Source organism: Bacteroides sp. CACC 737 (genome assembly GCF_013874375.1).
Classification (GTDB): Bacteria; Bacteroidota; Bacteroidia; order Bacteroidales; family Bacteroidaceae; genus Bacteroides; species Bacteroides uniformis.
Genome location: NZ_CP059408.1, coordinates 3098484 through 3120756, shown reverse-complemented (window position 1 = coordinate 3120756; position 22273 = coordinate 3098484). Strand labels below are relative to the sequence as shown.

The following is a 22273-nucleotide window of genomic DNA, read 5'->3' as shown; positions in this document are numbered from 1 at the left end:
TGATGAAAAAAATAGCATATTTAATAGGGGCAGCTTTGATGATGGCAGGAACGTTTACTTCTTGTAGTCTGGACTCGATGAGTCTGACGGAAAAAGATACGACCAATTTTCCTAAAACGGCTGAAGATGCCAATCAGGCTTTAGCTGCCATATATCAGAACCTGAATAATGTCAATGCTTTTCCGCAGCAGTCTTTCTTGTATAATTCCCTGCTGGCTTGCGATGATATGTTGGGTGGTGGTGGTCCCAATGACAAGTTGATGCAATCTTTAGACCTTCTTTGTAATACGGGTACAAATGCTACGCAGGATTACTGGGTGGCTCGCTATCAAGGAATCAACCGTGCCAATACGTTGTTGGAGGCTCTTGCCGGTATTGAAATGGATCCGGAAGTAAGAGCGCAGGCTGAGGGCGAAGCCAAGTTTCTTCGTGCTTTTTATTACTACGAGTTGGCTTCTATGTATGGCCGTGTACCTTTGGTGATTACTGCTTTGTTGCCCGAAGATACTACTCCTCCGACTGCCGCTGTTATCTGGGGGCAGATTCTGCAGGATCTTCGCGATGCGGCTGCAAATATGCCGGCTGTTCGTAAATCGGATGGGCATGTTGATAAATATACGGCTGAAGCTATGTTAGGACGTGCTTGGTTGTATTATACCGGCATGTATGGCAATGGTGAAACTCTGAACGATTTGGTTAGTACGAACTATAGTCCGTTGACTTCAGTTGATTTGCCTGATGGGACAACTTTGACCAAGCAGGATGTGATTGGATATATTGATGATTGTGTGAATAATTCCGGTTATAGTCTTGTTCCTGAGTTTCGTAATTTGTGGGCATATACCAATAGATGTACGGTAGAAGATTTTCCGTTTACTGCCGGTCAGGGGCTGAAATGGGTAGAAGATGATGCAGCGGTAAATCCCGAATCCATGTTTGCCATTAAATATAATAAACTTGCATCTTGGAGCACTACTATCGGTTATGGTAACGGTTATGCTCTGCATTTTGGTGTACGTGGCAATGATCAGGCCAATTCTTTCCCCTTTGGACAAGGATGGGGGGCCGGTCCTGTAGCTCCCAATCTTTATAATGATTGGAGTGCGGCAGAACACAATGATGCCCGTCGTCCGGCCTCCGTATTCAAGACGGAGGATATGCCGAGTTATAATAAAGGTGGTGGTGACGGCTTTATCCAAGAAACAGATTATTATCAGATGAAAATAGGTTCTATTATGGCTTATAATACGGGTGAGGCTGGAAATAAAACGATTGAACCGGTATTTGAGAAGATAATGTATGGTGCCGACGGCTGGATTAATGATAATCTGATGCAAACCGGTTCTATTCATGATTTGGTTTTGATTCGTTTTGCGGATGTATTGTTGATGCAGTCTGAATTGAAGGAAGATGTTAGCGGTATAAACAGAGTGCGTAGTCGTGCCGGACTTGAACCTATTGGTACATATTCGTTGGCTGCATTGCAGAATGAACGCCGTTGGGAACTCTGTTTTGAAGGTACTCGCTGGAACGATATTCGCCGTTGGCATATTGCTGCCGATGCCCTTGAAAGACAGACGGGAGCAAAAGTTTATACAAATGGGGTTGAAAGCCGTAATGTGGCGCAGAACGGTGGTTATGCCGCACGTTATAAGGCTACGGCAGGTTTCCAGAAGATTCCCGAAAACCAAGTCCTCTTGAATGAAGGAAAGGTAGAACAAAATGCGGGTTATACGGATGCAAGTGCTGAGTATAATGGTTGGCAAGAATAGAATATGAATTTAAAATGAAAAAAGATATGAAAAAGATATTATTCGCAATGCCTTTGTTTGCAATGCTGCTGGTGGCTTGTGATCCGATAGTGGATGAAATCAGTCCGGATCCTAATGTCACACCGGAAAATCTTACTTTTGAACTTGTAGCCAAGAATCAGGGAAACAACAACATTCGGATTGTTCCTACTCCGTCACGTTATGTGAAGGTTTATGATGCTACGTCTGATACCAAGTTGGCAGAAGGTACGGCTCCGTCGGTTCAAGTAGCTCCTCCTAATAAAGAATTGCAAGTGTATATAACAGCCATTAATTCGGACGGCTCCATTACAAAATCGGCTTCCAAATCAATAGCAGTAACGGAGTACACGGATCTTCCTGCTATTTATGCTGATATCTTTGGTACAACTCCGGATGGTGGTTATGGCACAACAACTTGGACTTGGAATACAGAAGCCGAAGACGGCTGCTGGGGTAATGGTGGATTTCTGTCAAACACAGGTCCCGGTTGGTGGGTTGTCCGTAGTGGAGAAATTGATGGGCAGGCTATAGGTGCGGGACTACCTGATGACGGATTGAATGGTTGGTTCTCGCTTAGTCTGTCAGGTGTCCAGACAAGCCGTGGTGAAAGTGGCTCTGTAAAAGTTTCAGAAGATATGGTACAATCTGGATGGGATGTAGGTACAATTGAATTTTCTGGTACTATTCCTTTGTTGGGCGTACAACCTAATCAAGGAAATGCACGTCAGTATGTATATCACATCTTGAAAATCACAGAGGATGAACTTCGGCTTTGCGCACCTGAGCCAGGGGTGACTTCTGGAGGTGGTACCGCATGGTTCTGGAATTTCAAGAGAAAATAGTCAATATTGGATGTGCGGGCGGGTAATATCCGCCCGTATTCCTCAAGTAATAATCACATAAAAAACAAAGTGGTAAACAATATGTTTTGACAGCGTGTGAACTAGGATTCTCCATATTGTTATTTCTTGGCTCGTGGAATTTATCGTGTGATTGCATTAGAGATTATACGACATAGTCTAATTGGGGAACGTTTGTCGTAGGAAGTACTTTCAGAGCGTCAAGAGGATATCTCAATTTGGTTTATATAGGAGATCTTCCTTATACTCAAAGCATAGTTCAAACACTTGGTACTACTTTTACATTAATCCAGGCACATATACTATAAAATCTTTGAGTGCTACCAATGGAAATTATATTTATTGGGAGTATGGAAATGTTAGACAACCGCTTTCTGCAGGTAGGGCTTTCACAGTTCCTACGTCATTCTTCTCCACTGTGTTTTCTAAAGGAGCACTTTAAAATAATTAGATCTTATAAATAAGCTATTAAATTCAAAGCAGTTGTCGTTACCTCCGACCTCATTAGTCGTCCGTAACATCGGATAATTGTAAATGCATTAACCGAATAGTACAATTGTTTAATGGTTAAATCAGGAAAAGGCGGGTCGTGAGATTCGCCTTTTCGCATTCTTTCTCTATTGCCTTTCTGCATACAATTCACATTTCTTTTTGCATTACCCTTGATTTCCGGGCGCAGAATGTTCCTTTTTATCCCTTCACCTCCTTCTCCTATCCTCCTGTTCATCGGCTTTTTCGGTGAAACTGCTTTCCACCCTCATCGCCCCGTTTTTGCATCGCGCGACACACCGTAGTATCCCGGCATGGCCCGATAGATGGGTTGCGTGGGTTTCCCTACATTCTTCAGCTTGCCTTCTTGCTGCAACCGTTTCAGGTGGACGTTTGCGGTGGTGCGTGCCATGCCGCACAGCGCTTGGAAGTCACTGCGAATCAGCACGTCGTGGTCGGCAAAGTATTCTTTCAGCTTCATGTCTATCTCCACTTCCGAAAGCTTCAGGGAGTGGCGGGTGTATTTGCTGCGGATGGCACTGACTCCCGTCATCGCTTGTTTCAGCCTGACGTCGGGACGGAAGCTGATGCTCTTCAGCCGGAGTTTCAGGTGCTTGTTCGGGGTGCTGCGGGTCACTTTCTGTGTGGCTTCCAGGGTGGGGGCGAAGTAGCCCAGCCCTTCGATGTGCACCTCGTGCCCGTCGCGCAGTTCTTCGCCGCAGATTTGCGTCAGACAGTCTATCGCGTTCATTACGTCGCCCACCGTGAGCGAGCTGCGGGCATGTACGCGGTTGTAGAGCTGCCGCATGGTTATTTTCCCGTTGAGCAACGGGCGAGGATGGAGGCCTCTTTCTTCCGGGTCTTCCTCATTGGTGCCCGGATTCTCGTACCAGTCATATAGTATTGCCATATCAATAGGTTTTAGTGCGTTCAACGTATTTGCTTCTTCCCTCGGAAGTGTCTTTCTATAAGTGAACGACCCCGGTCGGCCGAACGAACAACTCTGGCTGTTCGATTGAACGACCTGGGTCAGCCGATTGGATAACTCGGGTCGTTCACTTATAAAGAATCGTGTAAAAGTACTGAAAATAAAGGGCTCTGCAGCATAAATAAGTATGTTTGTCGGCAGGAATGATTTTTGAAGAAAGCGGGACAACTGATAGCCTTTTCCGAAAGGCTGAAACATGCACAAAAAGAAATACCGAAACCGGGAGGAACGGGAAGAAAAGCGCCGCCGGAGCGCGAAAGCTGTAAGCGCACAACGAGGCTTTTTATCGTGTCAGTCTTGCCGAGGAAGCGGTCTGCAACTTGTTCCGTGCTCCGTTTCGGCAAAGAAGAGTCTTGACCTGACTGCTGCCGATATCTTCGACGAGCTGCAAAAGGCGCATCCCGCCCTGATGCGTGGCAGCAATCCCATGCAGTTCGGTTCAGTGCAGCTGCAGGCGGGACTGAAACGTCTACGGCAATGTATATGAGGTGGTGAGAAGGAAAAAGAAGTTTCACCGGAAAGGGCTGAATGATAGGGAAATAATGTGAATACTTATATACTAAGGCGGTCTTGTCCACATAGAAATAACCGCCTTTGCGCAGCTTCTCAAAGTCCTGGATGCCGATGTGATAAATATTTTCGCTCCTAATAACTGTATATTTTATACTTTTCTATAAAAGTAACTTTTTTATAAGAACAAAACAAGCGAAAGTTGCGATTTTCACTACTCCTTGTCGGATAAAAAACTTATCTTTGCGATTGAAACAATCTCTCGTTAATGATATGAAATACACATCATACTCTTATCCTTCAGGCAGGGCGGAAGTGGCTGCATTTGTTGTAACCGGCGGAGTGACGGAATACCATGTGATGATACATGCCACCGACCCGAAACAGACCTACCGTGAGCAGATGAATGCCGTGCTGGATGCGTATGCCGCTTTACTGAAAAAAGAATTGCCCGGAGCCGTGGCGGTTTTTAAAAGATATTTCTTGAGTGATGCCGCCAACCAGGCGGAACTGTTGCTTGCCGCTACGGCGGAAAGCTCCGATTGCGCGCTGTCCGTGGTGGAACAATCGCCACTGGATGGTACCAAGATTGCTTTGTGGGCATATCTGCAGACCGATGTGCAGACACGAGTGCTGCCAAACGGACTGTATGAAGTGAAACACGGTGCTTATCGCCAGCTCTGGATGGGAGGCAGCTTCAACCGTGCCGCCAATTCGGAATACCAGATGCGTCTTTTGCTCAACGACTATGCTATGCAACTGATGGAAGAAGGGTGTACCTTGGCCGACAATTGCCTGCGTACCTGGATATTTGTGCAGAATGTGGATTGCAATTATGCCGGTGTGGTCAAGGCGCGCAATGAGATGTTTGTCACCCAGAACCTGACGGAGAACACGCACTATATTGCCAGTACCGGTATCGGTGGGCGTCATGCCGACCCGAAAGTATTGGTGATGCTTGACGCTTTTGCCGTAGCGGGATTAAAGCCCGGACAAATCAAATATCTCTATGCCCGCACACATCTGAACCCCACTTATGAGTATGGAGTCAGTTTCGAACGGGGAACGGCGGTGGATTACGACGACCGCCGGCAAGTACTCATTTCCGGTACAGCGAGTATCAACAACCGTGGGGAAGTGATGTATGCCGGAGATGTACGCCGTCAGACAGAACGGATGTGGGAGAATGTGGAGGCTTTATTGAAGGAGGCCGATTGTGGCTTTGGAGATGTGGGGCATATCATTGTCTATCTGCGTGATATGGCGGATTATACCGTAGTAAAGGAGATGTTTGACGAACGCTTTCCCGATACGCCGAGAGTGATTACGCTGGCTCCTGTCTGTCGCCCGGGGTGGCTGGTGGAAATGGAGTGTATGGCGATGAAGAAAATCTCTGATTAAAAATATTATCTTTGGTTAATTGAATATTAGGCTGACAGTTGGTAAACGCCTACCTTTGTTGAAATTCTAATGTATAAGGATGAAAACACGTATCTTGCTTTTCTGTATCAGTTGCCTTCTTTGGGCAAGTTGTGGAAATTCCGGACAGAATTATGTGATTGAAGGAACGTTGCCGTCGGTGAAATACGACGGGGAATGGATATACCTCGTGCCGATGGAGAATGCACCGGGGCGGGTGGATTCTGTAAAGATAACCAATGCCTCTTTTTCTTTTTCCGGACAAGGGGAGGAGATGAGGGTGTTGCGTCTGCGCCATCTGCTGCGTATCTACATCCAGGAACTGCTGGTGGTGACGGAGCCGGGTACCATACATGTGAAGGCCGACTCTGTCGGCTCGGTAACGGGCACTCCGCAAAATGATGCCCTTCAGAAATGGAAAGAGGGGAGGGAAAAGAAGCAAGAGGCTTACCATTTTATCCGGACGGGACTACGGAATGCCACCGGAAAAGACTCACTGCATCTGATACAGATACGTGACAGTCTGAGGATGCAGGAGCAGGAAACGAACTTTCTGTTTTTGAAAGAGCAGGGAAACAATACGTTGGGGACATTCATGCGGAAGATGGTGCGTGGCTCCTTGACGGAAGAACAACAAAAACTGTTGGATGAAAGCTTGCAGAAGGAAATACATTGAATGGGGAGCGGCAGGAATCGGTGCTTTGGCGTTGTTTCTTTTTTTCTTCCGGATATTGCCCTATCATCTGTTCCATCGGGAGCAGACACAGCTCTTTTTGCTTGCCACCGAACCATTGGCCGGGTATCTGCGGCATCCGGCGGCTCTGGCACGTCTGTCAGGAGATTTCCTCACTCAATTCTTTTATTACGAAGGGGGTGGCCCGACCATAATGGCTGTCGTGCTGTTGCTTTGGGGAGTGGTGGTGTTTCGTTTGTTGGCTCCGTACATGGGACGTTGGGCGTGGATTCCTACGGTGTTGGCGGTGGCTTGGGAGGCAGGAAGGCAATGCGGATTGAGTTATCCGCTTTCCGGCACAATCGCTTTAACCGGTATCGGAGGTATTTTGTTGTTGTGCCGTAGCTGCATGCGACGTTCGTGGAAGTCGGGCTTACCGGTAAGCATATTGGCGGTATTGTCCGGCTATTGGCTGTTTGGCTGTGGCGATTGGTCGTCACGATGGTACAATATGCCCGATTTAGGGCGGGAATATCTTTTGGCGTTGGATTCGGAAATGTATTTCGGCCGTTCGGAAAAAGTACGGAAACTGTTGGCAGAGGGTGAATACCGTTCTCCGTTCACTGCCTATTATTATAATTTGCTGAATGCACAGCAGAACCGGCTTCCCGACCAGCTGATGGATGGTTATCAACCGGCTTCGCAAGGGCTGTTTCTGCCTGTGGCTCCCCATTCTACCTACCTTACTATTTATGCAGCCAATGAAGTCTGGTTTGCGTTGGGAGATATGACGATGGCTGAACATGCCGCCATTTTGGGAATGATTTTTTCTCCGCACCACACTGGGGCAAGAGCTGTCAAGCGTTTGGCGGAAATCAACCTGGTGAACGGTGATGAGGCGGCGGCCATGAAATATCTTCGTCTCCTGCAAAAGACAATGTGTTACCGTGATTGGGCAGAACGGCGTATTCCCGGAAAACAGACGGCCGAAGTTTGCCAATGGCTGGAACGGAAGCGGTTGTTGTTGCCTGCAACGGATACTTTACGTTCTTCTGCCAACATTCCGCTTTCACTTCGTCATTTGTTGCGTAACAATCCTGATAATGTGTTGGCATGCGATTACCTTCTCTGCTTTGATTTGCTGAATAAGGATATTGGTGCTTTCGCCCGGGATTATCAAGAGTTTGCTGCCCATCGGATACCTTCCAGACTATATGCCGAGGGACTGCTTGTCTATCTTGCGGGCAACAAGTCTCCACTGGATGAAGTGAGGAAGTGGAATATTCCGCCTCAGGTATTGGATGAGTTTGGCGATTATACCCGACTGTACGAGGCGAATGGTGGTAATGGTGCCTCTTTGCAAGCCAAATACGGAAAAACATATTGGTTTTATTTCCACTATGCTACGATGAAAAAGGAGAAGTGATTTATGATGAGCGATGAATAGAGATATGAAATATATACAGGTTGTTGTGGAGCTGTTGCTGTGCTGCTGCCTATATGCTTGTAGTCCCTGTCCGGAGTCTGTACAGCCTGCAGACCGGTTATTGGAGCTCTATCCTGAATATCAGGATGTAACCATTCCCTGCAATGTGGCTCCTTTGAATTTCCTTGTGCGGAATGAAGGGGTGGATGCGGTGTGCGTGAGTGTAAAGGGAGCATCGGACAGCTTGCAGATAAACGCGCGTGGGAACAAGGCGGTGTTTCCCTTGAAAGCCTGGCGTGCATTGTTGGAAGCGGAGAAGGGGCATACTTTGGAAGTGACTGTTACTGCCCGTACCAGCGGTCGCTGGCTACGCTATCCTTCTTTTGCATGGCAGGTGGTGGCGGACAAGCTTGACGCCTATGTCAGTTACCGTCTGATAGAACCCGGTTATGAAGTATGGAATGCCTTGCAGATACGTGAACGGTGCATTGAGAATTTTGAAGAGCGTATTTTGGCGGATAACAGTCAGACAGACGGCAAATGCATGAACTGTCATGTGCACGGAGGAAATAGTGGCAACCTTTCGATGTTCCATCTTCGGGGCGAGGGAGGGGGGACTATCCTGAACCGTGACGGCAAGCTCCGTAAGCTTGCCTTGAAGAATGGACAGATGATATCTGCGGCTGTCTACGGGGATTTCCATCCTGACGGGCGGTATGGTGTGTTCTCGTCTAATGTGATTATTCCCATGTTCCATACGGAAAGTAACCGCCGTCTGGAAGTTTACGATACCGTCTCCGATTTGGCTGTCGCCGATTTTGACGGAAACCGGATGATTGTGTCTCCGCTTACGGCGGATTCCACCGTATTAGAAACTTTTCCCACTTTCTCTGCCGACGGGAAATGGATATATTACTGCTCGGCTCCAGCTGTTCCATTGCCGGACAGCGTACAGCAATTACGCTATTCGCTTTGCCGCATTGCGTTCGATGCCAATCACGGCACCTGGGGCGACCGCGTGGATACCCTTTGGAATGCCCGGCTGGAGAAAGGCTCCGTGTGTCATCCGAAAGCTTCACCGGACGGCCGCTACCTGCTCTATACCGTTGCTGATTATGGAACATTCCCCATTTGGCACCGGGAGACGGAATTGCAGCTGATGGATTTGCAGACGGGTGCCATCGATTCCCTGCCAATGGTCAACTCCAACCGTTCGGACACTTATCACAGTTGGTCGTCAGGTAGCCGTTGGTTTGCCTTTGCCAGCAAGCGGGGTGACGGGCAGTACGGGCGGGTTTATTTTGCCTATCTGGATGCCGAAGGAAAGGCGCATAAGCCTTTTGTGCTACCCCAGTCCGACCCTGAAAAAGACGATTTGACATTGAAATCCTACAATATCCCCGATTTGTCGGCCACTCCCGTTCCTTTTGATGCTTCTTCCATCAAGCGGATAAACCGGCAACTGAAGGCTGAGGAATTCAAATGACAAGACATACAGAGAGTAACAGATTGTAAATAATAAATTGTAAATAGTAAATGTTCTTATTTCTGAAAAAGACTTGGAAGATAGGGCTGTCGATACTTTTCGGCGTAGCGGTGCTTCTCTTTTGGGGAAACGTATATCCGGCCCATATTTCCTATCAGGAGCAGTTCCAGCTTTTCTTGTTCGATGCCGACTACTGGTGGAAACGGATAGCGGTTCCCGGTGGGTTGGCCGATTATATCGCTGAGTATCTGACGCAGTTCTATTATCACGTGTGGGCGGGAGCTTGTATTCTGGCTTTTTTGTACGTGTTGTTGCAACGGTTGGTTTGGAAACTGGCGAAGGAGCAGGGTGCGGCTGATGTGTATTATCCGCTGAGTTTTCTGCCTATCATTGTCTTGTGGCACTTCATGGGTGATGAAAATGCGATGCTGTCATTGGTGGTGGCTCTGCTGTTAGCATTGTCTGCATCCTGCTGGTATGCGGATTTAAAGGGGAAGTGGCTGCGTGTGGCGTACATTCTGATAGTCCTTCCGCTACTTTACTGGACAGCGGGTGCGGCACACTTTATCTTTATGGGCTGGGTGATTGTACGCGAGTTCTTGTTGAATCTTAAAGGTAAGAATTTCTGGGGTGGTGTCGGAGTGTTCTGGGGGGTAGGATTGTGGGGTATCGGCTGTCCGCTATTGGCAAGCATGTGGGTACAATTTCCTATTTACCGTCTGATGGGCGGTATAGGATATTACCGTTTCCCGGCAGTGATTCCCTGGATAGAGATAGGGCTTGCCGTATTGCTGGTTGTCCTCCCTTTCCTGCTGGCCGCTTTGCCCGCTTTGAAGAAGAAACCGGTATTTTATGGAGTTCTGCAAGTGGTGGCGGTAACATTGTTCGGTTATTACTACGTGGCAGCCGGTTGCGATATGGATAAAGAGGAAGCGATGGAGTATGACCAGCTGGTACGTAATAAACAATGGCAGGAGGTTATAGAAAAGGCAGAAGAGAAGTCGCCGGTTTCACCTTTCGGCGTGACCTGCCTGAATCTTGCTTTGGGAAAGATGGGACAGATGGGCGACCGCATGTTCGAGTTTTACCAGAACGGGACGGAAGGGCTGCTACCGGAGTTTCAGCGTGACTTTACTTCGCCGTTGCCCACCAGTGAGGCGTATTATCATTTGGGGATGGTCAATACGGCACAACGTTTCACTTTTGAGGCGATGGAGGCCATACCTAACTTCAACAAGAGTGGCCGTTGCTTCAAGCGTCTGGCAGAGACGAACCTGATAAACGGGCAATACGAAGTGGCAGCCAAGTACCTGCGTTTGTTGAGGAAGACAATCTTCTATAAGGATTGGGCGGAGGATGCCATGACCTATCTGTATAATGAGGAAAAAATCAATGCCCACAAGGAGTGGGGTTGGTTGAGGCAGATACGCTATACGGAAGACTTCTTGTTCAGCAGCCAGGAAACGGACATCATGCTGGGGCTGCTTTACCAGCACAACCACCGGAACCGGATGGCATTTGAGTATATGCTGGCCTATGTCCTGCAGCAACGTGATTTGGAACGTTTCATGAAGTACTATCCGCTGGGTAAGCATGCCGGCTACGACCATATTCCCCGCAGCTATCAAGAGGCGTTGATATATGTATGGACACAGACGCACAAGAACTTCCAGGGTATGCCGTGGAGCATTTCGCCCCAAGTGGTGCGGGATGTAACGGAATTTGCGCGGATATATACCTCGCAGCAGAATGCCCGGCAGATGTTGGAGGCGCGTTTCGGCAGTACATACTGGAATTATTTGCTACTAAGAAAGTAAAATGAAAAAGATGAAGAATATAGCTGTTTGCATAATGGCTGCATGGTGGTTTGCCGCTTGCAGCAATTCGGTGACTTCCCCGGAAAGGGTGGATGAATGGCCGGATATCTATCCTGACTATATCGGTGTGACTATTCCTGCAACCATTGCTCCCATGAATTTCAATTGTATTGGCGGAGCGTACGAACGTGTGGATGTGACCGTGATCGGAGGAAAGTCCGGAGAGATGCATGTTAATGATAAAATAGTATCATTTCCGCAAGAGGCATGGCTAGAGCTTTTGGAGGAGAACAAGGGTGATAGCCTTCAGTTTACGGTATGTATCCGGAAAGATGGCGAGTGGAAACAGTACCGCTCTTTTCCCATGTATGTCAGTCCGTATCCTATAGATTATGGGGTGGTATACCGCAAGCTGGCTCCCGGATATGAAGTTTATAGCAAGATGGGCATTTATGAGCGCGACCTTTCTTCGTTCGAGGAGCGTTCCTTGCTGGAGAATACCATGGTGCCGGGCATGTGCCTGAATTGTCATGCTTTCAACAAAACAAATCCGGACCATCTGAGCCTGCATGTCCGTGGAAAGAACGGAGGGACCTTGATGCAGATAGACGGGAAGCGCGAAATGCTGGATACGAAAACGGATTCCACTCTCTCTGCGGCTGTATACCCTTATTGGCATCCAAGCGGCAAATATATTGCCTATTCTGTCAACAATACGCGCCAGTCTTTCCATGCTGTGAAGGATGAACGTGTGGAAGTGCTCGACTTGGAATCGGATGTACTGGTCTACCATCCCGAGACACATGAATTGCTGCTCTCCCCCTTGCTTCAGAAGAAGGAAGTCTTCGAGACTTTTCCCGTGTTTTCACCGGACGGACGCAAATTGTATTTCTGTGCAGCGGAGGCCAAGCCGATACCGGCGGAATATAAGGAAATACGTTATAGCTTGTGCAGTATAGATTTTAACCCGGAAGACGGGACATTTGGCGAAACGATAGATACGCTGGTCAATGCGGCAGCTATGAAGAAAAGTATCTCCTTCCCGAGACCTTCGTACGACGGCGAATATATCATGTTTACTTTGTCGGATTACGGGAATTTCTCAATTTGGCATAAAGAAGCCGATTTATGGTTGTTGGATTTGAAGGATGGCGGTATGCGTCCCATAAAGGAGGTGAACAGCGATGATACGGAAAGTTTCCATAATTGGAGCAGCAACTCTCGATGGTTTGTGTTCAGTAGCCGCAGGGGAGATGGGCTTTATACCCGTCTGTATCTGGCAAGTATGGATGAGAATGGGGTGGTGGGCAAGCCTTTTCTGCTTCCTCAGGAAAATCCGTGGGAGTATTACGACCGTCTGGTTTACTCGTACAATGTTCCCGATTTTACAAGCGAATCGGTGAAGCTGGAACGCCGGAAGGTGGAACGGGGAATTGTCTCGCGGAAGCGCGTTCCGGTGAAAGTAAGATGATACGTTTTTTATATTCTGTTTTTTAATATAGTAAAGGGATAAAATTGTATCATTTTCTCTTGGTGCAATCCGCTATCTTTGTACTAGGAATTAGTGGTACCAATAATAATACCGTAATTGAAAAACATGGATATGAGAAAAGTAAAATTTGTTACGATGATGCTGGCGGTGAGTCTGTTGACCGCCTGCGGTTCTTCCAAGAAAGAACAGAGTGTGAATGAAGAGACGGCTGCTGCACGTACGCAGGAAACGGAGAGATTACTGGCTAACTTGAAGAAAATCCCTTCCAAAGGTATCATGCTCGGCCATCATGACGATACGGTATATGGTATCGGCTGGGAAGGTGAGGAAGGCCGTTCGGATGTGAAAAGCGTGTGTGGCGACTATCCGGCTGTCATCAGTTTTGATTTGGGAGAGTTGGAACTAGGGAATGCCGCCAATCTGGATAAGGTGCCCTTCGATAAAATCAGGAAAGAGATAATCAATCAGTATCAGCGGGGCGGCATGGTTTCGCTCAGTTGGCATGCGCGCAATCCTGAAACGGGCGGTGATGCCTGGGATGTATCGGATACGACGGTGGTGAAGTCCATCCTGCCCGGTGGAGAGAATCATCAGAAGTTTGCCGGCTGGTTGGGAGGAGTGGCCGATTTCCTTCATTCGTTGAAGACGGCGGACGGCGTGAAGATACCCGTACTTTTCCGTCCCTGGCACGAACACAGTGGCAGCTGGTTCTGGTGGGGCGAGAAACTGTGTACCCCTGAAGAGTATAAGACATTGTGGCACATGACAGTGGACACTCTGCAGGCCAGGGGAGTGGATAATGCACTCTATGCTTACTCTCCGGGCACGGAACCCAAGGACACAACGGAATATTTGAAGAAGTATCCGGGCGACGAGTTGATAGACGTTATTGGCTTCGATACCTATCAGTTCGACCGGGATACCTATCTTGCCGGGATGGATAGGGCACTTTCCATTATCGACAGTATAGGGAAAGCACACAATAAGGTGATTGCTGTGACCGAAACCGGTTACGAAGGAATCCCCGATGCCAAATGGTGGACAGGTACTCTGCTGCCTGCGTTAAAGAAATATTCGCTTGCTTATGTGCTGGTGTGGCGCAATGCCCGTGAAAAGGTGACCCATTACTATGCCCCCTATCCGGGACAGACATCTGCGGAGGATTTTGGGGAGTTTTATAACAATCCCAAGACGCTGTTTGCAGCCGATGTAAATCTGTATCAATAAACAAACAATCAATATAACAGACATGGAAGCTTTTAAAGAAAAGGTAGAGAGGCTCTTTCAGAAACACGAAGAGCTGATTACGAGAAAGAATGTGGCCGTGGAAGACGGCAATGGCATATTCACACGTTATAAATATCCGGTAGTGACGGCTGCTCATACACCTGTATTCTGGCGGTATGATTTGGATGAGAAGTCCAACCCGTACCTGATGGAACGCATCGGTATGAATGCGGCCATGAATTCGGGGGCCATTAAGTGGAATGGCAAGTATCTGATGGTGGTACGTGTAGAGGGCGCTGACCGCAAGTCGTTCTTTGCCGTAGCCGAGAGTCCCAACGGCATTGATAATTTCCGGTTTTGGGATTACCCTATCACCATGCCTGAAGATACGATTCCGGCAACGAATGTATACGACATGCGTCTCACGGCTCATGAGGACGGCTGGATTTACGGTATCTTTTGCGCCGAACGCCACGACGACAATGCGCCCGCCGGTGACTTGTCCTCGGCTACGGCTACAGCTGCCATTGCTCGCACCAAGGATTTGAAGAATTGGGAACGCCTGCCCGACCTGAAGACCAAGAGTCAGCAGCGCAACGTGGTGCTGCACCCGGAGTTTGTAGATGGCAAGTATGCCCTCTATACCCGTCCGCAGGATGGCTTTATTGATGCCGGTAGCGGTGGTGGTATCGGCTGGGCGCTGGTGGATGACATAACCCATGCCGAGGTGAAGGAAGAGAAGATTATCGACCAGCGCTACTATCACACCATCAAGGAGGTGAAGAATGGTGAAGGTCCGCATCCCATCAAGACTCCGAAAGGCTGGTTGCATCTGGCTCATGGTGTCCGCGGTTGTGCCGCCGGATTGCGTTATGTGCTTTATATGTACATGACTTCTTTGGAAGATCCGACGAAACTGATTGCCACTCCCGGTGGGGCCTTTATGGTACCCGAGGGTGAGGAGCGTATAGGTGACGTAAGCAATGTGCTTTTCACCAACGGCTGGATTGCCGATGAAGACGGAACTGTATTTATTTACTACGCTTCTTCTGACACGCGGATGCATGTAGCCACTTCTACCATTGACAAGCTGGTGGACTATTGCATGAATACGCCTGCTGACGGCTTGTCTTCATCAGCCTCGGTAGAAACGTTGAAGAGACTGATAGACAAGAATCTGCAGATAATGAAATAATAAAAATACAACATACTATGGCAACACTAAAAGAGAAAATCGGTTATGGTTTTGGGGATATGTCTTCCTCTATGTTCTGGAAAATATTCTCCTATTACTTACCGTTCTTCTATTCGAATATTTTTGGCTTGAGCTTGGCTGATGCAGGATTGCTGATGCTGGTGACACGTATTTGGGATGCAGTGTCCGATCCGATGATGGGAGTCATTGCAGACCGTACTCATACGCGTTGGGGCAAATACCGTCCTTATTTATTATGGATTGCAGCTCCTTTTGCCATTGCTGGGATTTTACTTTTTACAACGCCCGACATGGGGACAACGGGTAAGCTGGTATGGGCTTATGTCACTTACATCCTGATGATGACGGTATATACGGCAATCAATGTACCATACGGGGCTATGCTGGGAGTAATGACTGATGATTCGAATACAAAAACGGTTTTCTCTTCTTACCGTATGTTTTTTGCATACGGAGGTAGTTTTATCGCTTTGGGAGCATGGGAGCCATTGTGCAATTGGTTTAAATCAATGGACTATAGCAATGCTTCCAGTTGGCAATATGCCATGGTATGTATTGCCACGCTCTGCTTTTTAGGCTTTCTGTTTTGCTTTAGCATGACGCGCGAGCATGTCAAGAGTGTGGCGTCCGAATCTATCGGCAAGGATGTGAAGTCGCTGGTGCGCAATTCGCCTTGGTGGATATTGAACGGTGCGGCGTTGCTGTCGAATTTCTTCAATACGGTGCGTGGAGCTACTGCCGCCTACTTCTTCAAGGACTATATCAGTGCCAATGCATTCCTCGATTTCGGGGTATTCAATCTGGTGTTGTATGCCGGTCTGTTCCTGATGGTGGGTGAAGTGTGTAATATGATTGGTGTGGCGCTGGCTGTGCCTCTTTCCGTGAAGTTTGGAAAGAAGTCAACCTATATCATTTCGCTCGTGTGCCTGGTAGTATTCAGTGTGCTCTTCTTCTTTGTGCCGAATGACGGGCTGGGATGGTGGCTGATGATGGTTTTCCAGGTGCTTATCTCCATTTGTACCGGTATCGTATCCCCGCTTATTTGGAGTATGTATGCCGATGTGGCCGACTATGCCGAGCAGAAGGACGGTACGTCATCTACAGGGCTGATATTCTCTTCTGGCTCTATGGCACAGAAGTTCGGCGGTGCATTTGCTGGCTGGGCAGTAATGGCGCTGTTGGCATTCTTTGGTTACAACACTGCAGAGAATGCTGTGCAGACGCCCGAAGCGCTGGATGGCTTGAAGTATCTGATGAGCTTTATTCCTGCTGCGATAGCTGCACTTTCCATTCTTGTCGTATTCGTCTACCCGTTGAACAAGACGCGTATGGCAGCCATCAATGCAGACTTGAAAAAGCGTCGTGAGAACCTTCAGCAGAATAACTTATAACTTAAACTCATAGAATAGTGGATATCAAGAAGATGAAGCAGGAGATGGAGGAGGAGTTGGTCTCCAATATCCTCCCCTTCTGGATAAACAGAATGACGGATGAAGTGAACGGCGGCTTCTACGGCCGTATCACGGGTCGAGAGGAGGTGAAGCCCGAAGCTGAAAAGGGGGCCATCCTGAACGCCCGCATCTTGTGGACCTTTTCGGCTGCATACCGCTTGCTGAGGAGGCCGGAGTATTTGGAAACGGCTACGCGTGCCAAACGCACTCTTATCGACCGTTTCTACGACAATGAATTTGGCGGAGTTTACTGGTCTCTCGACTATAAAGGCAATCCGCTCGATACCAAGAAGCAGATTTACGCTTTGGGTTTCGCCATCTACGGGCTGAGTGAATATGCTCGTGCCACGGGCGATGATGAAGCACTGGCATATGCCATCCGCTTGTTTGAGACGATTGAAGAGCATAGTTTCGACCCCGTGAAGAACGGTTATTGTGAAGCCTTGACCCGCGAATGGGGAGAGATAGCCGACATGCGCCTCAGCGCCAAGGATGAGAACGAGCGCAAGACGATGAATACCCATCTGCATATTTTGGAACCTTATACCAACCTTTTCCGGATATGGAAGGATGCTCGTCTGGAGAAGCAGCTTCGTAATTTGATAGGTCTTTTTACTGAACGGATTCTGAATATCAAGACCGGCCATCTGGAATTGTTCTTCAATGATGATTGGGTGAGCAAGTACCGAATTGTCTCCTACGGGCACGATATCGAAGCTTCCTGGTTGATACACGAGGCTGCCCTTGTTCTGGGCGATAAGGAGCTCCTGGAGAAAGTGGAACCACTTGTAGAATACATCGCTGCCGCTGCCGATGAAGGATTGACGCCCGACGGCAGCATGATATACGAGACTTTTCTGGATAAGGGAAAGACCGATACCGACCGCCACTGGTGGGTGCAGGCCGAGAACGTAGTGGGACATGCCAACCTCTACCAGCACTTTGATGACGAAGTGGCCATGCAGAAGGCTCTCCGATGCTGGGGTTTCATCAAGCAGCATCTGGTAGACTACAAGTACGGAGAATGGCATTGGAGCGTGCGTGCCGACGGCACGGTGAACACCGATGATGACAAGGCGGGGTTCTGGAAATGTCCGTATCACAACGGACGTATGTGCATGGAAATTATTGAACGTTTTTCATAGGTTTTCTATCATAAGGAGATGAATAGATTGATGGTTTTGGGGATTCTTGTCTGGATGGGGATTGCGCTGCACGCGCAATCTCTTTATCCGGACTTCAGCAAGCTGAACTTCGGGTGCGACGGAAACAGCATTACCGCAGGCGAACAATGGTCTAAGACTGTAGTGGATAAACTCGGATTCGCTACACATCACAACGTGGCGGTCGGTTCTGCCACATGGGCATGCCATCCCGATACTCAGGATTATGGCAGCGAAGCTTTTGTCGGCATCTCCGGCGGTTGGCAGGCTACGGAGGATAAGCATGAGTTGCAGATGCGGCACAACAACGTGTCAAAGGTGCATATCCAGAAGTTCATAGCCGAAGTGGAAAGTGGCGCTTACCCTGCGCCCGATGTCTTTGTGTTCTCTATGGGAACGAATGACCGTAACTTGGGTAGTGCCGAAGAGGCCCTTAAAGGGAAGACGCTCGATGAAGTAGATGTCAACACCATGGCGGGCGGTGTCCGTTGGTCCATTCAGACCATTCTGGAGCATTATCCCCAATGCCGCGTATTCGTGTGCACGCCGATTCAGACCGGCAACCCCGAACACAATGCACTGAATCTGCAGAAGATTGCCATCTTGCGTGAGTTGTGCCGGGCGCTTTCCGTGCAGCTGATAGACTGTTACTCCAACTGTGGTATCACCGAAAAGTTTGAGCAGCCTTCCGGTAGTGGGCGCTATCTGCGCGACGGGTTGCATCCCGACAAACCGGGGCAGGAGCTGATGGGCCGTTACATCGCGAAGGAGATACGGAACCATTTCTTTTAGTTCCGTTCTGCATATTCCGGTTGGAATAACTTATCATTTAGGGCTTGTAAAGCCCTTTTTTTGTCTGTATTCTTAATGACGAATGCCACGTCATTATTGCTGCTGCCATATGAAATCATCCGTAGGGGGATGTCCTTTAGCGCCTCCATAATCTTTGCCTCAAACCCGGCAAATTCCCATTGCATGTTGCCCACCACGGAGACGATGGTCATGCGGTCTTCTACCAATACATGGGCATATTGGCGTAGTTCGGAGATGATGTTCGATAAACGAGTGCAGTCGTCTATAGCCACAGATACGTCCAGATTGGAAGATACCAGCAGGCAGAGGGGGGTACGGTACTTGGCAAAAATGTCGAAAATCTTGCTGATGAACAGATAGGGACACAGATTATGGTTCGATTCGAACTTTATGTATATGATGTGGTCCTTGGCGGCTATGGCCTTGATGATATTGTCGTCCTGCAGGTTGGAAATCAGCGTGCCTTCTGCCGATGGTTCCATAGAGTTAAGCAACCGGACGGGAATATTCCTTAGGCGTGCCGGAGCGATACAGAAAGGATGCAGTATCTTGGCACCATAGAAGGCCAGTTGTTCGGCTTCGTTGAAGCTGAGGCGTTTCACGGGGCGGGTACCTGACACCTCGCGCGGATCATTGTTGTGCATGCCATCTATGTCCGTCCATATTTGTATCTCGTCTGCTTGGAGGGCGGTGCCAATGAGGGAAGCAGTGTAATCACTGCCGCCGCGTTTCAGGTTATCTGTTTCGTTATAGGCATTCTTGCAGATGAAACCCTGAGTGATGAAGAGATTGATGCCGGGATGGCAGGCAAGCTGTTCTCGGAGTTTTTGTTCTATATATTCCAAGTCGGGTTCGTTGTCGGGGCCGGTACGCATGAAGTCGAATGCACAAAGCAGTGCATTGGGAATTTTCAGCTCGCGCAGGTAGAAATGCATCAGAGCGGTACTGATAAGTTCGCCTTGTGCCAGCACCTCCTTCTCTTCGACGGAGGTGAAAGAGTTCTTGGTAAATTTCCATAGTTGCTGGAAGCGGTCGAGGATATAATCTATTGCTTCCCGTTTCAGTTTCTCGTCGGTCAGCAACCCATTGGCAAATTCGATGAACTGGAATTCCAGCCGGGTGATGCGGTCGTGGGCTTGTTCCATTTCACGGTTGAATAAGTTGGCGGCAATCTCCTCCAGATGGTTGGTAGTGCCTGCGGTGGCAGACAGTACCACAATCTTGGGTGTTGCATCTTTAATGAGTGTTGCTACATGTTTCATTCTCTCTACGGTGCCGACGGAAGTTCCGCCGAATTTACAAACTTTCATTTCTTGTTTCTTTTTTAACAGTTTCATAATTGCATTCATCCGGAGGTTCTTCCTTCCGGCTTTTCATTTCAGGTGGCCTCTTCCCAAAATGAAAGGGGGGAGGACGGGGCTTGCCACCTGAGCTTGGCCTGCATAATGCCGTTGTAGCATTGCCGTGGTGGGATATTCATGCTCTGGCTGGTAGCAGGCTCTTGGCTTTTCATTTATAAAAGTTCAAAAGATGTGCCGTCGATATTCGGGAAAAGCCTTATATTTGCACACCCCTGTTTTTACCGTTATCAGTTTAAAAACTTATCGAATAGATATGAGTAAGATTCTAATCATTGATGATGAAGTACAAATCCGTACTCTTCTGACGCGTATGATGGAGTTGGAGGGGTATGATGTCTGTCAGGCCGGTGATTGTAGGGCTGCCCTGAAACAACTGGAACTCCAAAATCCTGATGTTGCTTTGTGCGATGTATTTCTGCCCGATGGAAATGGGGTGGACTTGGTGTTGGCTATCAAGAAGGCGGCACCCAATGTGGAAGTCATTCTGCTGACAGCGCATGGCAATATCCCCGATGGAGTACAAGCCATCAAGAACGGTGCTTTCGACTATATCACCAAGGGAGACGATAATAACAAGATTATTCCTCTGATAAGCCGTGCCGTAGAGAAAGCGCGTATGAATGTACGGTTGGAAAAACTGGAGAAGAAGGTGGGGCAGACGTACTCTTTTGATTCTATCCTGGGAGAATCCAAAGTTCTGAAGGATGCCGTTTCATTAGCTCAGAAGGTGTCGGGAACTGATGTTCCTGTACTATTGACTGGGGAAACGGGCACGGGTAAGGAGGTATTTGCCCAAGCCATCCATTACAGTAGTAAGCGTGCACGGCAGAATTTTGTAGCGGTTAACTGTTCTTCGTTCAGCAAGGAGTTGCTGGAAAGTGAAATGTTCGGTCATAAAGCCGGTTCGTTTACCGGTGCATTGAAGGATAAGAAGGGACTGTTCGAGGAAGCGAACAATGGGACTATTTTTTTGGATGAAATCGGTGAGATGGCGTTTGAACTGCAAGCCAAGTTGTTGCGTATTCTTGAAACCGGTGAGTATATTAAGATAGGTGATACGAAACCTACCCGTGTCAATGTCCGCATCATTGCCGCTACGAACCGCAACTTGTCCCAGGAAATTGTTGCCGGACGTTTCCGTGAGGATTTGTTTTATAGATTAAGCGTATTTCAGATACATCTGCCGCCATTGCGCGAACGTGCAGGTGATATCCGGCTGTTGGCGAAGGCCTTTATAAAGAGTTTTGCAGAACAGCTGGCGCGTCCGGTGGTTGAAATAGCTCCCGCATTTCTTGAAGCATTGGACTCCCAACCGTGGAAGGGAAATATCCGTGAATTACGTAATGTGATAGAACGTAGTATGATTGTTTGCGAGAGCGGACATCTGGACATTGCTGATTTGCCGTTTGATATTCAGAATGCCCATTATGAACACTCCAATGATTCAAGTCCCGGCAGTTTTGAACTTTCAGCTATGGAACGCCGGCATATTGCCCGTGTACTGGAGTATACAAAGGGGAATAAGACAGAAGCAGCCCGGTTATTGAAAATAGGTTTGACGACGTTGTATCGGAAGATTGAGGAATACAAGATCTCAGAACGCCTTCTATAATAGGGGGCTCAGTATACGACTGAGGTACCTTCGATATAGGACTGTGGCAAGATTATTTTTGAAACAGTCTTAGAAGCAGAAAGTGCCTATGGACTAAAACATATCAAAACAGGTTGCACCTTTTCAAAATGAAAAGGTGCAACCTGTTTCTTTTTATACTTATGTAGTTTGTATTTTGTTGATAATTAATGATGTATGTCATGCGCGCTCTTTTTGGCACATATTTGGCATATTCCCGGCAGACAAAAATATGTAGTAACATTTTAAAAGGTAAAAACATGGGAATAACAGTATCATTTATTTTTTGCCTATTGAGCGGCTTGTTCGCCTTTTGGCTTTTCTGGAAATGTGTAGATTGGTTTGAGAAGATTTAAAAGAGAGAATTATGTACACAGCTTTATTTGTATTAGGTATTGTAATGTTCGGGTATCTGACTTATGTGCTGATAAGACCCGAAAAGTTTTAATGAATGGAGAG

The 22273-nt window shown here is 48.0% G+C and carries 18 protein-coding genes and 1 pseudogene; 16 read left to right on the top strand and 3 right to left on the bottom strand.

The window, feature by feature from the left end; genetic code table 11:
- The first annotated feature begins 2 nt into the window (after nucleotides 1-2).
- Nucleotides 3-1772 carry a RagB/SusD family nutrient uptake outer membrane protein gene (locus H1A11_RS13320; protein WP_117966704.1) on the top strand — a complete coding sequence of 590 codons (1770 nt, stop codon included), beginning with the start codon at nucleotides 3-5 and terminating at the stop codon, nucleotides 1770-1772.
- 26 nt (nucleotides 1773-1798) lie between these two features.
- Nucleotides 1799-2635: a hypothetical protein gene (locus tag H1A11_RS13315; protein WP_117601331.1), complete on the top strand. Its 837-nt coding sequence runs from the start codon at nucleotides 1799-1801 to the stop codon at nucleotides 2633-2635.
- A 775-nt stretch (nucleotides 2636-3410) separates the two neighbouring features.
- On the opposite strand, the gene H1A11_RS13310 is transcribed toward H1A11_RS13315, so the two are convergent.
- Nucleotides 3411-4052, bottom strand: coding sequence for an HU family DNA-binding protein (locus tag H1A11_RS13310; protein ID WP_117601313.1), 642 nt, complete (start codon nucleotides 4050-4052; stop codon nucleotides 3411-3413).
- Nucleotides 4053-4326: 274 nt separating this feature from the next.
- On the opposite strand from H1A11_RS13310, the gene H1A11_RS13305 reads away from it, so the two are divergent.
- Nucleotides 4327-4617, top strand: coding sequence for a DUF3874 domain-containing protein (locus H1A11_RS13305; RefSeq protein WP_226791241.1), 291 nt, complete (start codon nucleotides 4327-4329; stop codon nucleotides 4615-4617).
- Nucleotides 4618-4666: 49 nt separating this feature from the next.
- On the opposite strand, the pseudogene H1A11_RS13300 reads toward H1A11_RS13305, so the two are convergent.
- Nucleotides 4667-4780: pseudogene (locus H1A11_RS13300) on the bottom strand (AAA family ATPase); the annotation flags it as partial.
- A gap of 133 nt (nucleotides 4781-4913) precedes the next feature.
- Between H1A11_RS13300 and H1A11_RS13295 the strand changes: the two are divergent.
- The 11 genes from H1A11_RS13295 (at nucleotide 4914) to H1A11_RS13245 (ending at nucleotide 18802) form a co-directional block, all read left to right on the top strand.
- A complete protein-coding gene (locus H1A11_RS13295; RefSeq protein WP_117601312.1) occupies nucleotides 4914-6041 on the top strand; it encodes a Rid family hydrolase in 1128 nt (375 codons plus the stop codon).
- A 79-nt stretch (nucleotides 6042-6120) separates the two neighbouring features.
- Nucleotides 6121-6735, top strand: coding sequence for a DUF4369 domain-containing protein (locus H1A11_RS13290; RefSeq protein WP_119961435.1), 615 nt, complete (start codon nucleotides 6121-6123; stop codon nucleotides 6733-6735).
- On the top strand, nucleotides 6707-8158 hold the full coding sequence (locus tag H1A11_RS13285; RefSeq protein WP_117601311.1) for a DUF6057 family protein: 1452 nt from the start codon (nucleotides 6707-6709) through the stop codon (nucleotides 8156-8158). Before H1A11_RS13290 ends, H1A11_RS13285 begins: the two co-directional genes overlap by 29 nt.
- Nucleotides 8159-8183: 25 nt before the next feature.
- Nucleotides 8184-9644: a PD40 domain-containing protein gene (locus H1A11_RS13280; protein ID WP_165491359.1), complete on the top strand. Its 1461-nt coding sequence runs from the start codon at nucleotides 8184-8186 to the stop codon at nucleotides 9642-9644.
- 50 nt (nucleotides 9645-9694) lie between these two features.
- Nucleotides 9695-11461, top strand: a complete 1767-nt coding sequence (locus H1A11_RS13275; protein ID WP_117601309.1) for a DUF6057 family protein — start codon at nucleotides 9695-9697, stop codon at nucleotides 11459-11461.
- Nucleotides 11462-11471: 10 nt separating this feature from the next.
- A complete protein-coding gene (locus H1A11_RS13270) occupies nucleotides 11472-12932 on the top strand; it encodes a hypothetical protein (RefSeq protein WP_370528743.1) in 1461 nt (486 codons plus the stop codon).
- 132 nt (nucleotides 12933-13064) lie between these two features.
- Nucleotides 13065-14180, top strand: coding sequence for a glycoside hydrolase family 26 protein (locus H1A11_RS13265; protein WP_117966701.1), 1116 nt, complete (start codon nucleotides 13065-13067; stop codon nucleotides 14178-14180).
- 22 nt (nucleotides 14181-14202) lie between these two features.
- On the top strand, nucleotides 14203-15375 hold the full coding sequence (locus H1A11_RS13260) for a glycosidase (protein ID WP_117601308.1): 1173 nt from the start codon (nucleotides 14203-14205) through the stop codon (nucleotides 15373-15375).
- Between the two features lie 17 nt (nucleotides 15376-15392).
- Nucleotides 15393-16787, top strand: a complete 1395-nt coding sequence (locus tag H1A11_RS13255) for an MFS transporter (RefSeq protein WP_181757329.1) — start codon at nucleotides 15393-15395, stop codon at nucleotides 16785-16787.
- Between the two features lie 17 nt (nucleotides 16788-16804).
- Nucleotides 16805-17992 (top strand): AGE family epimerase/isomerase, encoded by a 1188-nt coding sequence (locus H1A11_RS13250; protein WP_117601306.1) that lies wholly within the window; start codon nucleotides 16805-16807, stop codon nucleotides 17990-17992.
- 18 nt (nucleotides 17993-18010) lie between these two features.
- The gene (locus H1A11_RS13245; protein WP_119961438.1) at nucleotides 18011-18802 is read left to right on the top strand and encodes an SGNH/GDSL hydrolase family protein; all 792 of its coding nucleotides are present in this window, start codon (nucleotides 18011-18013) and stop codon (nucleotides 18800-18802) included.
- Here the strand turns inward: H1A11_RS13245 and H1A11_RS13240 are convergent.
- A complete protein-coding gene (locus H1A11_RS13240; protein WP_119961455.1) occupies nucleotides 18799-20133 on the bottom strand; it encodes an aspartate kinase in 1335 nt (444 codons plus the stop codon). The genes H1A11_RS13245 and H1A11_RS13240 overlap by 4 nt on opposite strands.
- Nucleotides 20134-20437: 304 nt before the next feature.
- Between H1A11_RS13240 and H1A11_RS13235 the strand changes: the two genes are divergently transcribed.
- Together H1A11_RS13235 and kdpF are read left to right on the top strand one after the other, a co-directional pair.
- Complete coding sequence (locus H1A11_RS13235; RefSeq protein ID WP_117966665.1) at nucleotides 20438-21796, top strand: sigma-54 dependent transcriptional regulator; 1359 nt, start codon at nucleotides 20438-20440, stop codon at nucleotides 21794-21796.
- Between the two features lie 385 nt (nucleotides 21797-22181).
- Nucleotides 22182-22262 carry a K(+)-transporting ATPase subunit F gene (gene kdpF, locus H1A11_RS19765; RefSeq protein WP_055305132.1) on the top strand — a complete coding sequence of 27 codons (81 nt, stop codon included), beginning with the start codon at nucleotides 22182-22184 and terminating at the stop codon, nucleotides 22260-22262.
- Nucleotides 22263-22273 lie beyond the last annotated feature (11 nt).

What these genes read in the sequence shown, in the direction of transcription:
- H1A11_RS13320 (WP_117966704.1), top strand. Translation starts at nt 3, where the DNA reads ATGAAAAAAATAGCATATTTAATAGGGGCAGCTTTGATGATGGCAGGA.
- H1A11_RS13315 (WP_117601331.1), top strand. Translation starts at nt 1,799, where the DNA reads ATGAAAAAGATATTATTCGCAATGCCTTTGTTTGCAATGCTGCTGGTG.
- H1A11_RS13310 (WP_117601313.1), bottom strand. Translation starts at nt 4,052, where the DNA reads ATGGCAATACTATATGACTGGTACGAGAATCCGGGCACCAATGAGGAA.
- H1A11_RS13305 (WP_226791241.1), top strand. Translation starts at nt 4,327, where the DNA reads ATGCACAAAAAGAAATACCGAAACCGGGAGGAACGGGAAGAAAAGCGC.
- H1A11_RS13295 (WP_117601312.1), top strand. Translation starts at nt 4,914, where the DNA reads ATGAAATACACATCATACTCTTATCCTTCAGGCAGGGCGGAAGTGGCT.
- H1A11_RS13290 (WP_119961435.1), top strand. Translation starts at nt 6,121, where the DNA reads ATGAAAACACGTATCTTGCTTTTCTGTATCAGTTGCCTTCTTTGGGCA.
- H1A11_RS13285 (WP_117601311.1), top strand. Translation starts at nt 6,707, where the DNA reads ATGAAAGCTTGCAGAAGGAAATACATTGAATGGGGAGCGGCAGGAATC.
- H1A11_RS13280 (WP_165491359.1), top strand. Translation starts at nt 8,184, where the DNA reads ATGAAATATATACAGGTTGTTGTGGAGCTGTTGCTGTGCTGCTGCCTA.
- H1A11_RS13275 (WP_117601309.1), top strand. Translation starts at nt 9,695, where the DNA reads ATGTTCTTATTTCTGAAAAAGACTTGGAAGATAGGGCTGTCGATACTT.
- H1A11_RS13270 (WP_370528743.1), top strand. Translation starts at nt 11,472, where the DNA reads ATGAAGAATATAGCTGTTTGCATAATGGCTGCATGGTGGTTTGCCGCT.
- H1A11_RS13265 (WP_117966701.1), top strand. Translation starts at nt 13,065, where the DNA reads ATGAGAAAAGTAAAATTTGTTACGATGATGCTGGCGGTGAGTCTGTTG.
- H1A11_RS13260 (WP_117601308.1), top strand. Translation starts at nt 14,203, where the DNA reads ATGGAAGCTTTTAAAGAAAAGGTAGAGAGGCTCTTTCAGAAACACGAA.
- H1A11_RS13255 (WP_181757329.1), top strand. Translation starts at nt 15,393, where the DNA reads ATGGCAACACTAAAAGAGAAAATCGGTTATGGTTTTGGGGATATGTCT.
- H1A11_RS13245 (WP_119961438.1), top strand. Translation starts at nt 18,011, where the DNA reads ATGAATAGATTGATGGTTTTGGGGATTCTTGTCTGGATGGGGATTGCG.
- H1A11_RS13240 (WP_119961455.1), bottom strand. Translation starts at nt 20,133, where the DNA reads ATGAAAGTTTGTAAATTCGGCGGAACTTCCGTCGGCACCGTAGAGAGA.
- H1A11_RS13235 (WP_117966665.1), top strand. Translation starts at nt 20,438, where the DNA reads ATGAGTAAGATTCTAATCATTGATGATGAAGTACAAATCCGTACTCTT.
- kdpF (WP_055305132.1), top strand. Translation starts at nt 22,182, where the DNA reads ATGTACACAGCTTTATTTGTATTAGGTATTGTAATGTTCGGGTATCTG.